The sequence below is a fragment of the Flavobacterium johnsoniae UW101 genome (assembly GCF_000016645.1).
GTDB lineage: Bacteria > Bacteroidota > Bacteroidia > Flavobacteriales > Flavobacteriaceae > Flavobacterium > Flavobacterium johnsoniae.
Genome location: NC_009441.1, coordinates 4,530,527 through 4,545,087 on the forward strand (window position 1 = coordinate 4,530,527; position 14,561 = coordinate 4,545,087).

Sequence of the window (14,561 nt, forward strand, 5' to 3'; positions counted from 1 at the left end):
TTTTTCATGAGGCAGGAATTTTAAAGATTCAGAACATGATTTTAAAAATATTTGCGGGCTTTTTAAGCGGGCTTATTATATTAATAGTATAGGTCGTATTAAAAATTCTGGATATATTTACCCATCGTTATGGGCTATTAAAATGCATATTTGTGCTTATGCTAATAAAGAACTATGATAATGAAATTATTATGACTCAAAAATTATTTAAACATATTCTGCTGGCAGATGACGATTTAGATGACTGTGATTTTTTTTCCGATGTTTTTAAAACTAACTTTCCGGATGTCAAGCTGTCTGTTTCAAATGACGGGGGGGCATTGCTAACACTGCTTGAGGGCCCACCGCATCCAAAAGCAGACATGATTTTCTTAGACCTTAACATGCCTGTAGTATCAGGACCCGAATGTCTAGAAAAAATCAGAACTTCAACGGAGTTAAAAAACCATGTAATTGTTATTTTCAGTACCAGTAACAGTCCCGACGACATTCAGAAAATGTATTCGCTTGGCGCCAATTATTTCATTACAAAACCTTCGGAATACAATCATCTTTCCAGACTGATCAGCAAAGCGATGTCTCTGGTATCTCACACAGATGTACGGCAGCCTGCCTTTGAGAACTTTCACATTAAAATTTAATTATTATTTTTTGCCAGCATGATGGATCTTCCAGAATCAATAAGAGAAAAGGTTTTACGTGATGTTATAGATACAGCGCCTTTTCCAATCGGAGTATACACAGGAGATAAAATGAAAATTGTACTGGCAAACCAGTCCATGATTAAAACCTATGGAAAAGGACCTGATGTGATAGGGACAAACTATACAGAAATTCTTCCTGAACTTGAAAACCAGCAGATATTTGATCAGCTCCGCGAGGTGCTGCATACAGGAAAATCATATGAAGCAAAAAATGCACGAGTTGACATTGTTGTAAATGGCAAATTGAAACCGCACTATTTCAATTACAACTTTACGCCCATTTTCGGCGCGGAAGGAGAAGTCTACGGCGTAATGAATACGGCTGCTGAAGTAACAGAACTTAATGTTGCCCGGCAGCAGACTATAGAAATTGAAAAGAAATTAAGACTAGCTGTTGAATCCTCGCAGCTTGGAATATTCGAGATAGATATCAAAAAAGGTCTTATGAGAGGATCAAAACGTTTTACAAACTTTTTTGGACTGGAAAAGCGTGAGTTTACACTCAATACTTTGGTGTCTTTTATCCATCCGGAAGATATAGCGTTATGGCACAATGCGCTCGAAACACTCTCAGAAACAGCAGACTTAAACTGTGAGCTGAGGGTGATAAACAATAAAAAACTGCAATGGATACGATTTTCCGGTTCACTATCAGAGAGTGATGATAAGGAGAATACTATCGTAGGAATAGCTCAGGACATTACTGTACAGAAAGAAAATGCCCAGGAGCTTATGCAGCTGGTGGAACAGCGCACACTTGAACTCAGACGCTCTAATGATGACCTGAAACAGTTTGGGCACGTGATCAGCCATGACTTAAAAGAGCCGGTTCGCAAATTGCTATTGTTCTCCAATATTCTTAAAGAAGATTTAGATAATGATAAAAAACCGAGAATGAGCCAGTATGCCCATAAAATCAATAAAAGCGCTGCACGTCTCACAGAAATGATTGACTCTATATTAAACTATTCCTCTGCCGGAAGTCCGGATTTGAACGAAGTTGTCGACCTGAACCATATTATTGAAAATATAAAGGAAGATCTTGAAATAAAAATTCTCGAAAAACATGCAGTCATTGAGCACAAAAAAATGCCTCTTTTAAACGGGTCAAAAATTTTATTCCATCAGCTGTTTTATAACCTTATTGCCAACTCCCTGAAGTTTTCTCGTGATAATTTTGATTCTCATATCAAAATTGAATGTAGTTTTGACTCTGAAAAACTGCTAATTACAATAACGGACAACGGTATAGGGATTTCCATCGAAAATTCCCTGAGAATCTTCAATGTCTTTGAGAGGCTGCATTCGAAAGATGAGTATGAAGGAACCGGGTTAGGACTGGCGCTCTGCAAAAAAATAGTTGAACGCCATAACGGGAAAATGATGTATGTTAAACCTGAAACTACAGGTGCTGTTTTTGAAATTATCTTACCGGCATCAATTTTACACTAATGTAATTTTACATGTAAAATTACAGACTAAAGCAGCTCATTACGAATTGCTTTTGGTGCGATTAAAATCAGTAATCATATAGAGACATACCGCAAAAGCTCATCCTGCAATAACTTTAACATCATAGCCGCTATTCTGATATAGGGTTAAGCCCTGCCCGACAATTGCATTGCCTCCATCTCTTGGAACAAGAGAAAAATAGATTGCGACGTCTTCAATGCCGTCTCCTGTAAAATCTCCAGTATAGGATTCCGTACCATCAAGTACTGCATCATGGGATTCTAAATTTTTTGGCAAATACTTTTTGAATTGTTTTTCTGCGAGCCTGACGGCATCATTTGTAGTTATTTTAGGTCTGTTGTTTTGATTTTCTTTTATAGAAAGTTCTTTTTCTTTTAACAATAATTCTTTTTCCTTAAGTTCCAATTCTTTTTCTCTTTGTGAATTATTGCAGCCTGCCAGAACTAAAAACACAGGTAGTATTACTTTGATTTTGATAGATATGTTCATTTTAATATGATAAGGTATATTTTTTTTGATCTTAGTGGCGGTCATGGGAAAACAAAATATCCATGAAATCAGGTATTGCCATCTATAAATCACAGTGCTAACTTTGCTCCCCATCTAACCCAATATACGCCTTTAGCAGCAGTACCAGAATGAAAAAGTTTAAAATTAAAAGAACAGACCAGAACCAATGGATGGTGTCACATCATGAATACCCTAAATTTACCTGTCTTTTTGAGTCCAACCGTTTCAATTATGAAAGAACCATAAACGGCCTGTCGGATCCATCGGGAAATTTCAATGAAATAGAGCTGCTCCACAAAATGGAAAAATGGCTCGCGCAGCACCATAAGGAAAAAATAAACGGATAGCCGTTAAGCCAAAATTATCCGCACCTGTTGCTCATTTACAGCTGCCATTAAGAAATCTTAGATCATGCCGTTCTAGTAAAACAGCTCCTTTAGTATTTCCTGAAGCTCTTCCATGTGGACTGGTTTTGAGATGTATTTAACCCTGATATTGTTACGGTCCAGCCAGGGCACCATGACTTCTTCTGGAGGCGTGGAAAGAACAATAACCTCAATATTTTTGAGACGTTCGATCTGCCCCATGCGTTTGAGAAACTCCAGCCCGTTTACTGCCGGCATGTTATAATCTAAAAAAATAATATCTGGCAGCTGTTCGGTTGTTTCTAGTTCTTTGCGTGCTTTGACCGGATTTTCTGAAGTAAGGCATACAGCCTCTTTATTTACCGCCTGTACCGCTTCCACAAAAAACTGTGTATCGTCTTGGTCATCGTCAATCAAAAGTATATTTCTATAGGACATATTTCTTTTTTTAAGAGCAGTCAAACTGCAATAGGTTTACAAATATAATCATATGATCAAAGAGCAGCATACACGATTATAAATTCAAATTTATATTATTCTATTTACATTTGAGTTAAATCGCTGCATTTATGAAACCTTATTACTTAATTTTAACTTAGTTGGTCAGCTTTAGCTGACAGAATTAAATACTCTTTTATTTAAAGAAACATCTAGTCCCAGCAAGTGTTACAATAAAATAGAAAAGTGAGAATATTTTAATTTATCGTATTTTTATAACCTATCTTGTTTTTAAACAAAATATATACAAAACATCAGACTTAGATAAGAAAGTAAAAACAATAAAAGTAAAAAATAACTATGCAGAACATAGAGAACAAAACAGCGTATATAACCGGAGGGGCAAAAGGCATCGGTTTTGGTATTGCAGAAGCTTTAGTAAAAAACGGAGTAAAAGTAGCTATTTCAGGAAGGGATACCGATGCACTTGAAAAGGCGCAGCAGGCATTAGGGAAACAAAATGTACTGATCCTGCAGTCTGATATCAGAAATTTCAATGATGAACGCAAAGCTGTTGAACATATCGTATCTGAATTCGGTAAACTGGATATTGTCATTGCCAATGCAGGAATCGGAAAATTTGCACCTATAGACGAAATGTCACTTGAGGAATGGAATACGATGATTGACACGAATCTCACTGGGGCTTTCCATACCCTGAAAGCAGCAGTGGAACAGCTCAAAGAAAACAAAGGCTATTACATTTCAATTGCCTCCCTGGCCGGAGCAAATTTCTTTGCTAAAGGCGCAGGTTACAATGCTTCAAAATTTGGCCTGGTGGGCTTTACCCAGGCTGCCATGCTGGATCTGCGTGATTATGATGTAAAGTGCACTACTATTATGCCCGGGTCGGTTACTTCCAACTTCAACAGCCATATTCCAAGTGAAGAGGATAAATGGAAAATCCAGCCCTCTGATATAGGACAGATGGTCGTGGATCTCTTAAGAATGAACCCTAATGTGCTGCCCAGCAAAATAGAAGTCCGTCCAACGAAAACGAAATAAATAAAATGAACTGTCAAAAATACATGTGCAATAATTACACTTACACAATCTAAAACACAAGCTTGTCTGTCCGAAAAAAACAATGCTTTATAATTGATTTTCAGACGGTAAATAATCCTCAGATATTTTAATAATACAAAATTATTCCGCTATTAAAAAGTAGTATCACAGTTTATTTTTTACCAAATGGTAAATCAGAGAAAACATATTCTTTTTAAATTGCACAAATGGAAAAAATGATTCAATATATCCTGCAGTTTGGCAGTCTCAATACACAGCAGATTGACCTTGTGATCAGTAAGGGACAAATCTTCAACTTAAAAAAAGACGATTATTTTTCTGAGGCTGGAAAAATTCCTAGACAGGTTGGGTTTATCACTCAAGGGGTTATCCGCGGCTGTTATTATAATAATAAAGGCGAAGAAATCACCCGTTGTTTCATCAGCGAAAACAGCTTGGTATGTGATTACGTTAACTTTGAGGCTCAGGCTTCATCTTCCGAATATCTGCAGGCCGTTACAGATTGCAGCCTCATTATATTTTCTAAGAAAGACTGGGAAGAACTCTCCCGTATTATTGTGGAGTGGGACACTATTAAAAATAAAATGGTGCAGTTGTGCATGCACCAGAAATCAAGAAAAGGCCCGGTTATTTCTCAGGATGCAACCACAAGATACTTGGAGTTTATGGAAAATTATCCTTCACTGATCAATCGCGTTCCATTATCCTATATAGCTACCTATTTGGGAGTAACACAACAATCTCTAAGCAGAATCCGGAAAAACATACGCTGATGGGCTTTTTACCAAATGGTAAATGACACCGCTGTTTAATACTTGAATTTTGTATTGAAATTTTAAAATTACAAAATATGAAAACAGTATTAATTACAGGAGCAAACAAAGGAATTGGTTTTGAAACTGCCAGGCAGCTTTTACAAAAGGGATTTTTTGTATTTATTGCAAGCCGCAATCCAGGTAACGGTCTGACGGCTCTCGAGAAACTCAAGGCAGAAGGATTTTCAAATGTTGAAAGTATAGAATTGGATGTTACTGACCTTTGCTCAATACAGACAGCACGTGAGAAAATTGTTGAAAAGGTATCAGTTTTAGATGTTCTGATCAATAATGCAGGTATTAACGGCGGGAGCCCTCCTTATACTGTACTGGAAGCTTCAAGCGTCCAATACTTGGATGCTGTTAATACCAACTTAATTGGTACAGCCAATGTAACGCAAATCTTTATTGATCTGCTGAAAAAATCTTCGGAACCCCGAATAGTGAATGTTAGTACCAGTGTTGGTTCTCTTGCATTACAAAGTAATCCGCAATGGCCTGCTTACAGCTATGCCAAATACGGAGTATATGCTGTATCCAAAGCAGCATTGAATATGTATACCATACAGTTAGCATATGAACTGCGGAATACCAATTTTAAGGTAAATGCTGTTTGTCCGGGGCTTACAAAAACCGATTTTACGTTCTTTAATGGTGGTGAAGTCGAAGTAGCAGCGAATAGAATTATTAAATATGTCATAATTGATAATGCTGGACCAACCGGCGGATTTTTCAGTGAAGAAACAAATCCAGAAACTGGTTTGATACAGTGGTAAAAGAGTATTTTAGTTAGTAAGAGGTTGTTTTTATTCAACCTCTTACTGCTGTGGTGATGCTGTTCAAATCAACCTCCACTCCAGCCAACCTCCCCTTTATGAGATAAAAACTCAATAAAAATTTTACAAAGTTTATAACAAAGAAGAAACCCGCGGCAAAAACTAAAATGTATTTATTCTCGTATATGAATAAAAACCGTATTATCATGGAAACATCACCTGTTGTATTAAAAGTACTGCAAATACTTGCAGAACGATATGGAACAAGCTGTTCTTTGGAAGAGCTTACCAGGCTGGTTAACCAGATCGTTAACACCTCTATGTCTTTTACAGATTGTTTATACGTTGAAAAAATGCATCAGTCTTCAGTATTAGATGCTTTACTGTATCTCAATGATCAGGGGCTTATATTTTTAAATTCTGATACCGACCGAAGTGTTATTACCATAAAGGGTCTGATGAAAGTAAATCATAAAGTTTTATGCAATTAGTTTTTACTGCCGGTAACTGACAAATCACAAAATAAATAGAGTTGCTGTCTTAATAAAAAGACAGCAACTTTTTATCATTAAATCTCTAAGAAGTACACCAAGTTCTACTTAAAAATTCGGCCGATAATTTTTCCGATATCAGCAAAATCATCAAGATTGCTTACAGCTCTTTTTTCTATAACCGTATTATCAATTTTTGTGAAAGGATAAATTAATATATAGTTATTACTGCTCAGTTTTTTATTTAAAATTTCTGGCACTTCTTTCATCTGAGGGAAATAAGAATGCATACCCCTGTCAGCCATTAAAATAATAAGACCTTCGTCTTCTTCCAGACTGCCCGCAGTATTTTCAGCTTCCTGCCATGAGGTCACAGGATTAAAAACAGCTTCAATATTTGCCTTTACTATAATACTCTTCAATACACCAATGGTTTTCTGGTTTGCATAAAAACTCATTTTAGCCCCCGTATTTTTTCCGATGTTCCAAATTCTTAATAAACAATGAAAAAATCCCGGTTCCAGTTCAGCATCAGCAGGGATAAGCACAGCATATTTTTTAATGGTTGACACCGGCTGAACCGCATGATAAATAATCAGATTTATATTCTTGTTCTGCAGGTAGCCGTTATAAAGATTATAAATAAAGGATGAAGAAAATCCTTTTTCTTCTTCCAGGCCAATAATCAAATCAGTAATATTCTGTTCTTTTACCACATTATTAATCCCTGCAATCACATCATTATCATGACGGGTTATCGGATTTAATTTAACATCGGCAGAGGATGCTATATTTACAGCCGCACCCAGCAGTTTTTCTGCATTTTTTGAAGATGATTCACTTTTGTCTTCGTTAATGACATTAAGTGCAAAAAGTTTGTCTTTATTGTTTCTGCCTTTTATGAGAAGCCCCAGATTAACCATTTTCTCAACTGTATGTTCATGATTTACAGCCAGCAGAATTTTTTCTTCCTCATCACCTGCACCTGCCGCGGTTTCTTCTTTATCTGCATCGGCAATCCTTTGAGCGCTTGCCATTGACACAAATGACGAAATAGTACAGGAAATAAGTATAAGCAGAATACTGCCATTAAGCACATGTTCATTTAAAAGTCTGACAGGCTCACCTGCTTCATTTTCGGATAAGATAATATTATATCCCACCATTACTGAAGCAAGCGTAGCTGCCGCAGAAGCCGCACTCATACCGAAAATAAGACTGCCTTCATCATTTGTAAATCTAAAAGTCTTTTTCGTTAAAAAAGCTGCCGCGTATTTCCCTCCAATTGAAGCTGTAAGCATAACTGCAGCTACTCCCAGTGTTTCCCAGCTCTGGATAAAAGCATTAAAATCAATCAACATACCAACACTAATCAGGAAAAATGGAATAAAAATAGCATTCCCTACAAATTCTACCCTGTTCATAAGTGATGAACTGTGCGGTATCAGCCTGTTTAGCGCAAGACCGGCAAAAAATGCTCCAATAATGGCTTCTATTCCAGCGAGCTCTGCCAATAAAGCAGCTAGATAAATCATCACAATAACAAAAATATACTGGGAAATCTTGTCTTCGACATTCTTAAAAAACCAGCGCGCCAAGACAGGAAAAAGAAGCAGAACTATTAAAGCAAATACAAGCATGGAAACAGAAAGCTTAACCCAGAAGGAAGTTCCAACTTCTCCCTGTGACATGCCCACCACAACAGCCAGTACTACAAGCGAAAGTACATCTGTAATCATCGTGCCGCCTACCGTTACATTTACCGCAAGCTTTTTTGCTATCCCTAATTTGCTCACCATTGGATATACAATAAGAGTATGGGAAGAAAAAAGGCTGGCAAATAATACCGAGCTTAAAAGCGAAAAATGGAGTATGTAATAACCACCCACAAGCCCCAGTGCAAATGGCACAATAAAGGTATAGAGCGAAAAAGTGATACTTTTCCATTTATTTTTTTTAAAATCGCCCATATCTATCTCAAGTCCGGCAAGAAACATTATATAGAGCAGTCCAGTAGTACCTGTCACCACTACACTGCTGTCTCTGGCAAGAACATTAAATCCATTTGGACCAATAACGGCACCGGCTATAATAAGACCCAGCAGGTGCGGCACTTTTATTTTATTGAGTAAAAGAGGAATACATAAAATTATAATAAGCTCGATAAGGAATTTTAATACCGGATCTTCAATAGGAAGACTGACATGCTGTATACTTAATAACATAAATTATTTTTTTTGAGGAAGTGTAAGTTCAACCGAAAACCTGGCAGAACAGTTCTCTTGTCCAGTGATAGTCTGTGTGCCTTTAATAATATTCTCTTTGATATCATCAAGAACCACATTCATTTTTACTCTGTTTTTAGAAACACTGTCACTGCTGAATTCAAGCAGTATCCTGTCTTTAAGGTATTTTGCCTTAAATACTCTTACCAGCTTTTTATTATTTAAAACATTTGTAAAAATTCCTGTCGAATCAGATACAAATTCCCAAGTTTCATTACGCTGGTCTCCTATAACATACTGGCCGCAGTTTGATTCTCTGCACAGCATCTTACTGTTCCAAAATCCTTTAAGTTTCTCAGGCCATTCCGTTATTAATTCAGCATCATTATTGACAGTATCTTTTAGGGCAGAGATGCTGTCTCGCATGGCTAATAATACTTTATAGTCAGCTTCTTTTTTTTCAAATTCTTCTTCCTTTAAAGTTAAAGCCTTTTCTCTCTTGAGCAGTTCCTGCTCTTTTCTGTTTTCGCATGAGATAAAAATGCAGGTAAGAATTAATAATAGGGATAATTGTTTCATAAAAGTTTTTTTTGGATATACAATTTAACCAAAATATACCGCCTTACAAAATAAAAGGGCTCTAAAAAAACGGAAGCCTGCATTAAAGTTCTGCACAGTCGGCTGTAATAAGTAAATTTCATTTAAAGTAAGTCACACAGTTACAAGCTATTTAATAATTCAAAATTATGTAACTCCAAGGCAGAATTCTGTAATTTAAAAGCTTTCCCAATCGGTTATTTTTGCCTCAGACAATTATAGAACCACAAATAAATTACATTATGAAAACCACAGCAGCAGTGCTTCCAGTCATTACATCATTATCTCCATCAAGCAGACAGTCTAACAGCAATTTTTCACACGCGGCAACTCAACGTGAAATACAAAATTTAGATCTTCTAACAGATTTATACCGTAAATTTGAGGATGAACCTGACTTTGACTGCGAATTTCTGCATGCAGCTCATAACCAATCCGAAAACGAAAGTATAATTGATCCTGAATCTGAAGATGATCTTTTGGATGAATTTGATGATAACCAGTGGGATGCAGATATCTACGACCCATACCTGGAGTCAACCTATTATTAAACAGCCAATCTCAAGTGTTTATTCTCAAAATTTTCCTAATTATTTCTTTTCAGTTAAAAAAGAATAAACACTTAATTATTTTAAAAATTCTGGTTATCGTTCGTGAAATACTATGGACAGGAATCAATTTGTCTCATCTTACAAGACGGATTCCTGAAAACTGCCACTGGTGTCTTGGATGGAAAAAATTACGATAGGAAGCGCGGGTGTGCCCTTCCGGGGTAGCAATTGAGCCTCCCCGCAGTACCATCTGGTTTACCATAAACTTTCCGTTATATTCACCAATGGCTCCAGACTGTTTAGTATATCTGGGATAAGGAAGATAAGCACTTGCTGTCCATTCCCATCTTTTTCCCCAATTAAAATCACCGCAGGCTGCCTCCCACTCTTCTTCTGTAGGAAGGCGCATGCCTTTCCACGCGGCAAAGGCTGAAGCTTCATAAAAATTAACATGACATAACGCTTCATGCGGATTAACAACCTGTAATCCGCTAAGTGTATAATACATCCACTTTCCATCGATAAAATGCCAGTATAAAGGTGCTTTTGCTTGTTGCTGTTTTACCCAATCCCATCCTTCCGAATGCCACCACACAAAATTCTCATAGCCGCCTTCATGTATGAACTGCAGATATTCTCCATTAGTTACAAGGGAAGCTGCGATCTCGAAAGCTTCTAAATATTTTTTATGCAGTCCCCACTCATTATCAAAGCTGAAACCAGTGCCTTTAAATCCTATTTCATAAATACCCTCAGCCATTGAAATAAACCCAGCATCTATGGAAGGTTTTAAATCTTCCTCCACTCTGTCTGTTTCACGGTAAGGTGGGAAAAGAGGATTATGACCCAGTATGTATTTAATGTCTGTCAGGAGAAGCTCCTGATGCTGCTGTTCGTGGTTCAAACCTAATTCCAGTATAGCAGATAGTTCATCTGAAAGCATTGAATGCTCCAGAAAAACCTCCATCTGCTGGTCTACATAAGTCCTGTAAGCATAAATGTCAGCAACCGACGGACGGCTCAAGTTACCGCGGTCCGTACGCAAAACTCTTGCGCCTACTGTTTCATAATAACTGTTAAAAACAAAATTATACTGCGTATTAAATTCCTTATAACCTGAAAAATGGGGAATAAGAATAAAGGTTTCAAAAAACCAGGTCGTATGCCCTAAATGCCATTTAGGAGGACTCACATCTGCGATGGGCTGCACTACATAATCTTCTGTTTCCAACGGACTACAGAGCAGCTCTGACTGCATGCGTATTTTTTTATACTTTGCCAGTAAAAGGCGGGTATCAAAATGTGTTATTGTCTGTTCCATAATTATTCTTATTTAAACGGCTGTCCAAAAAACATCCACAAACCATTCTCTGCTGTCCATAATGCTGTAAACCGTCTTAAATCCAGACTGTAATGCCATTTTTTGGGTGTCTTCTATGGAAAATTTCTGAGACACTTCCATATAAACAGGTTCGTTTTCAGCAAAATGAAATACATCGCCGTCAAGAGAAACGTTCTGATCCGCAAGACTGATCAGATAACTTCTGCAGGCACCTGTAACCGGATCATAAGTTTCATAATGTTCAAACTGATCTAACACAAAATCAGCACCAAGCTCTTTATTGATACGCTCCAGCAGATTCAGGTTAAACGAGGCAGTCACTCCCTCTGCGTCATTGTAAGCATTTAATATAGTATTAGGTTCTTTTTTCAGGTCAAAACCAATCATGACAACATCGCCTTTATTAAGATTCTTACGCAGTTCAAAACAGAATCGGTATGCTTCTTCCAGTTCCATATTCCCTATATTACTTCCCAGAAACAAGATCACTTTTCTACGGGAAGAAAGCTGAGATGCCTTATAAAGCATCTGAAAATATTCTCCTTCAAGACTAACTATATCAAGCCCTGGTATTTCTTTTTTCAGTCTTTCATCTAAAACCGAAAGGATATTGCCAGATATATCAATAGGCATATATCTGAAATCAGTGTCCAGATTTTTCAGGTATTGCAGCAGATGTATGGATTTAGAGGCATCTCCTGCCCCAAGTTCAATTAAATCAAAGGGAGTATTATCTGCGCTGATGCCTAAGGCTATCTCAGCAGTTTTACTCTTAAAAATATCCATTTCACATCGGGTCAGGTAATAGTCTGGAAGGCTCATGATTTCCTGAAAAAGCTTGTCGCCGCGCTGATCGTAAAAATATTTCGACTGCAGCTGTTTGGGATGCTGCCGCAGACCAGCTGTTACATCCTCAAGAAAAGTATTGGCTGTCTGCTGTTCTGTTTCTTTATTTTGTGCTGTAAATGTTTCTGATAACTTCATTGTTTTTTGTTTTTTGCATTTGTGGTACTGCAGTTCCCATTATACCATTATATGATGAAGCCTGCTATTTACATAAAGGTATACCTTGCCGCGCTCTAATGAGTTCTCTATTAAAAAGAATCTTAACTTAAAAAAACTGAAACAGCAGCTTTTGATACATAAAGGTGCAGTGGTGTTTTAAAAATTTTATTGCATATAAAATCACTCTTATACCCAATAATTTCCGCTTCATGTCATTTCTTTTAGGTTTATTTTATATCTGCTATAATTTAGATTCCAATCAAGCACTTTACGATGGTTATTATAAACGCGATGCTGAAAAACAGTCTAAGGGTAAACCGCCCTGCAAGCGATTTAATATGCAAACCGTTAATCCATTAACCATGCACGTTCCTATTTATCTAATTACTAAAAGAAAAAATTGGTCTATTCGACTCTAAATCCTACCTCATTTAAATAATAAACTAATAACCAAACTGATTATGGAAAACTACTTACACGGCTTACTTGACGAAGACAATGACATTATTATCCAGCAGTACTTAAAGTACATTGACCAGGGAATCCCGCCTACGGATAAACCAAAAGACGTATTAATTATTGGTGCCGGAATGGCTGGAATGGTAGCAGCAGGTATGTTAAAACAAGCTGGCCATAATGTTACTATAATCGAATCAAACACCCGAGTGGGCGGCAGAATCAAGACTTTTAGGAACTCTAAAGACAAAAAATATTTTGAAGATGATAGTGTCTATGGTGAAGCTGGTGCAATGCGCATCCCAACCATACATCAAATGGTGCTCAAATACATCGATAAACTCGGACTCAAAACGGAGCCATTTTATTATCTGTCTGTTGACAAAAAACAAGCAATCGCACATCAAGCAGACCCTTCTAAACCTGAGCCTGAGGTGACCAGAAATTCCCTTTTTTATGTTAACCGCAAACGTGTTGTTCAAAATGAATATATTCCAAAAGATACAACTAAGGTCGTTGATGTAAACAAACTGCTGGACTTTCATTTGAGCAGCAGTGAAAACATGCGTGCCGACCAGTTAATGGCTAATCTTATTAATCCTCTTAAAGCTTTTATTGCAGAAGATCCTGAGAAAAACTGGCCTTTGCTTATTGAGCGTTACGGAGAATATTCGATGCGTCGTTTTTTAAAGGAAAATTCGATGTATTCAGAGAACGCCATCGAGATGATTGGGGTTATGCAGAATCTGGAGTCCAGAATGGCTTATGACTTTATCCAGAGTTTTATTGAACAGAATATCATCAAAGATTCTACTCGCTTTTTGGAAATTGTCGGAGGAAGCGATCTGCTGCCAAATGCACTCTTCAAAGCTCACAGTCTGGAAGAAAACACCTATTTTGACTGCAGGATGACTAAAATGATGCTCGTTAACGATAAGGTGAAGGTTGAGGTGGATATTGAGGTGCAGCGTGACTTTCAATTTTATGAAGATGCAGGATTCAAAGCCTTAAAAACACCTGTTAGTGACCTGGAATTTGATGAAATAATTGTCACAATACCGTTTTCAGCTTTAAGACATGTGTATGTAACACCACAGTTCAAGCAGCTTAAAAGAAAAGCGATCCGCGAACTGCATTATGATTCTGCAACTAAAATACTGCTGGAATTTCGCGAGAAATGGTGGCAGGAAGAACCTTATAATATTGTTGGCGGCGGTACGATTACTGATTTTTCAAACCGTTTCACCTATTACCCGAGCAATGACTTAGGCAGTAACGGACATGGCGTTGTATTAGCATCCTACTGCTGGTCTGATGAAGCAAGCCGCTGGGATTCTATGGATGACGATGACAGGTATTTTTATGCACTTAAGAACCTGGCCATTATGCACTCTGATGATAAAAAGGAACAGCAGCGTATTATCGACCTTGCCGTAATCAGCTCGAGCATTAAGGAGCGCAAGTACAAAAACGGAAAATTAATTGGCGGCGCAACACAAAGCTGGATGCGCGACCCGTATGCTTATGGTGAAGCCGCAATCTTTAATCCGGGACAATTGCACTTATTGCAGCGCCATATCATCTCAACTGAATGGAATGGAAAAGCACATTTTGCAGGTGAGCATACTTCTCTGAAACATGCCTGGATTGAAGGTGCAATTGAATCTGGAATCCGCACCGCGCTTGAAGTCAACGAAAATACTGGTAACCTTAATAACCCGATTTAA

The 14,561-nt window shown here is 37.5% G+C and carries 15 protein-coding genes; 9 read left to right on the forward strand and 6 right to left on the reverse strand.

Going from position 1 to position 14,561, the window contains the following annotated elements:
- Positions 1–158: 158 nt before the first annotated feature.
- Positions 159–641: a response regulator gene (locus tag FJOH_RS19795; RefSeq protein ID WP_012025799.1), complete on the forward strand. Its 483-nt coding sequence runs from the start codon at positions 159–161 to the stop codon at positions 639–641.
- A gap of 18 nt (positions 642–659) precedes the next feature.
- Positions 660–2,156, forward strand: coding sequence for a PAS domain-containing sensor histidine kinase (locus FJOH_RS19800; protein ID WP_012025800.1), 1,497 nt, complete (start codon positions 660–662; stop codon positions 2,154–2,156).
- Positions 2,157–2,255: 99 nt separating this feature from the next.
- Here the strand turns inward: FJOH_RS19800 and FJOH_RS19805 are convergent, their stop codons facing one another.
- Complete coding sequence (locus tag FJOH_RS19805; RefSeq protein ID WP_044048435.1) at positions 2,256–2,666, reverse strand: hypothetical protein; 411 nt, start codon at positions 2,664–2,666, stop codon at positions 2,256–2,258.
- Positions 2,667–2,815: 149 nt separating this feature from the next.
- On the opposite strand from FJOH_RS19805, the gene FJOH_RS19810 reads away from it, so the two are divergent.
- Positions 2,816–3,034 carry a hypothetical protein gene (locus FJOH_RS19810; RefSeq protein WP_044047938.1) on the forward strand — a complete coding sequence of 73 codons (219 nt, stop codon included), beginning with the start codon at positions 2,816–2,818 and terminating at the stop codon, positions 3,032–3,034.
- Positions 3,035–3,106: 72 nt separating this feature from the next.
- On the opposite strand, the gene FJOH_RS19815 is transcribed toward FJOH_RS19810, so the two are convergent.
- Entirely contained in the window at positions 3,107–3,490 is a 384-nt protein-coding gene (locus FJOH_RS19815; RefSeq protein WP_012025802.1) for a response regulator, read from the reverse strand.
- A gap of 360 nt (positions 3,491–3,850) precedes the next feature.
- Here FJOH_RS19815 and FJOH_RS19820 point away from each other — a divergent pair, with 360 nt between their 5' ends.
- The 4 genes from FJOH_RS19820 (at position 3,851) to FJOH_RS19835 (ending at position 6,658) form a co-directional block, all read left to right on the forward strand.
- A complete protein-coding gene (locus tag FJOH_RS19820; RefSeq protein ID WP_012025803.1) occupies positions 3,851–4,555 on the forward strand; it encodes an SDR family oxidoreductase in 705 nt (234 codons plus the stop codon).
- A gap of 227 nt (positions 4,556–4,782) precedes the next feature.
- Positions 4,783–5,349 carry a Crp/Fnr family transcriptional regulator gene (locus tag FJOH_RS19825; protein WP_012025804.1) on the forward strand — a complete coding sequence of 189 codons (567 nt, stop codon included), beginning with the start codon at positions 4,783–4,785 and terminating at the stop codon, positions 5,347–5,349.
- Between the two features lie 77 nt (positions 5,350–5,426).
- A complete protein-coding gene (locus FJOH_RS19830) occupies positions 5,427–6,167 on the forward strand; it encodes an SDR family NAD(P)-dependent oxidoreductase (protein ID WP_012025805.1) in 741 nt (246 codons plus the stop codon).
- Positions 6,168–6,373: 206 nt separating this feature from the next.
- A complete protein-coding gene (locus FJOH_RS19835) occupies positions 6,374–6,658 on the forward strand; it encodes a hypothetical protein (RefSeq protein WP_012025806.1) in 285 nt (94 codons plus the stop codon).
- 104 nt (positions 6,659–6,762) lie between these two features.
- Here the strand turns inward: FJOH_RS19835 and FJOH_RS19840 are convergent, their stop codons facing one another.
- Positions 6,763–8,883: a cation:proton antiporter gene (locus tag FJOH_RS19840; protein ID WP_012025807.1), complete on the reverse strand. Its 2,121-nt coding sequence runs from the start codon at positions 8,881–8,883 to the stop codon at positions 6,763–6,765.
- A 3-nt stretch (positions 8,884–8,886) separates the two neighbouring features.
- Positions 8,887–9,462, reverse strand: a complete 576-nt coding sequence (locus tag FJOH_RS19845; RefSeq protein WP_012025808.1) for a hypothetical protein — start codon at positions 9,460–9,462, stop codon at positions 8,887–8,889.
- 260 nt (positions 9,463–9,722) lie between these two features.
- Here FJOH_RS19845 and FJOH_RS19850 point away from each other — a divergent pair, with 260 nt between their 5' ends.
- Complete coding sequence (locus tag FJOH_RS19850) at positions 9,723–10,031, forward strand: hypothetical protein (RefSeq protein ID WP_012025809.1); 309 nt, start codon at positions 9,723–9,725, stop codon at positions 10,029–10,031.
- A 133-nt stretch (positions 10,032–10,164) separates the two neighbouring features.
- Here FJOH_RS19850 and egtB read toward each other — a convergent pair whose 3' ends face one another.
- Entirely contained in the window at positions 10,165–11,352 is a 1,188-nt protein-coding gene (gene egtB / locus FJOH_RS19855) for an ergothioneine biosynthesis protein EgtB (protein ID WP_012025810.1), read from the reverse strand.
- A gap of 12 nt (positions 11,353–11,364) precedes the next feature.
- Complete coding sequence (locus FJOH_RS19860; protein ID WP_012025811.1) at positions 11,365–12,357, reverse strand: L-histidine N(alpha)-methyltransferase; 993 nt, start codon at positions 12,355–12,357, stop codon at positions 11,365–11,367.
- Positions 12,358–12,839: 482 nt separating this feature from the next.
- On the opposite strand from FJOH_RS19860, the gene FJOH_RS19865 reads away from it, so the two are divergent.
- Entirely contained in the window at positions 12,840–14,561 is a 1,722-nt protein-coding gene (locus tag FJOH_RS19865) for a flavin monoamine oxidase family protein (protein WP_012025812.1), read from the forward strand.

Excerpts from the sequence above, each read along its gene's own strand:
- FJOH_RS19845 (WP_012025808.1), bottom strand. The coding sequence starts at position 9,462 with ATGAAACAATTATCCCTATTATTAATTCTTACCTGCATTTTTATCTCA.
- FJOH_RS19820 (WP_012025803.1), top strand. The coding sequence starts at position 3,851 with ATGCAGAACATAGAGAACAAAACAGCGTATATAACCGGAGGGGCAAAA.
- FJOH_RS19810 (WP_044047938.1), top strand. The coding sequence starts at position 2,816 with ATGAAAAAGTTTAAAATTAAAAGAACAGACCAGAACCAATGGATGGTG.
- FJOH_RS19835 (WP_012025806.1), top strand. The coding sequence starts at position 6,374 with ATGGAAACATCACCTGTTGTATTAAAAGTACTGCAAATACTTGCAGAA.
- FJOH_RS19825 (WP_012025804.1), top strand. The coding sequence starts at position 4,783 with ATGGAAAAAATGATTCAATATATCCTGCAGTTTGGCAGTCTCAATACA.
- FJOH_RS19840 (WP_012025807.1), bottom strand. The coding sequence starts at position 8,883 with ATGTTATTAAGTATACAGCATGTCAGTCTTCCTATTGAAGATCCGGTA.
- FJOH_RS19850 (WP_012025809.1), top strand. The coding sequence starts at position 9,723 with ATGAAAACCACAGCAGCAGTGCTTCCAGTCATTACATCATTATCTCCA.
- FJOH_RS19815 (WP_012025802.1), bottom strand. The coding sequence starts at position 3,490 with ATGTCCTATAGAAATATACTTTTGATTGACGATGACCAAGACGATACA.
- egtB (WP_012025810.1), bottom strand. The coding sequence starts at position 11,352 with ATGGAACAGACAATAACACATTTTGATACCCGCCTTTTACTGGCAAAG.
- FJOH_RS19800 (WP_012025800.1), top strand. The coding sequence starts at position 660 with ATGATGGATCTTCCAGAATCAATAAGAGAAAAGGTTTTACGTGATGTT.
- FJOH_RS19860 (WP_012025811.1), bottom strand. The coding sequence starts at position 12,357 with ATGAAGTTATCAGAAACATTTACAGCACAAAATAAAGAAACAGAACAG.
- FJOH_RS19805 (WP_044048435.1), bottom strand. The coding sequence starts at position 2,666 with ATGAACATATCTATCAAAATCAAAGTAATACTACCTGTGTTTTTAGTT.
- FJOH_RS19865 (WP_012025812.1), top strand. The coding sequence starts at position 12,840 with ATGGAAAACTACTTACACGGCTTACTTGACGAAGACAATGACATTATT.
- FJOH_RS19795 (WP_012025799.1), top strand. The coding sequence starts at position 159 with ATGCTAATAAAGAACTATGATAATGAAATTATTATGACTCAAAAATTA.
- FJOH_RS19830 (WP_012025805.1), top strand. The coding sequence starts at position 5,427 with ATGAAAACAGTATTAATTACAGGAGCAAACAAAGGAATTGGTTTTGAA.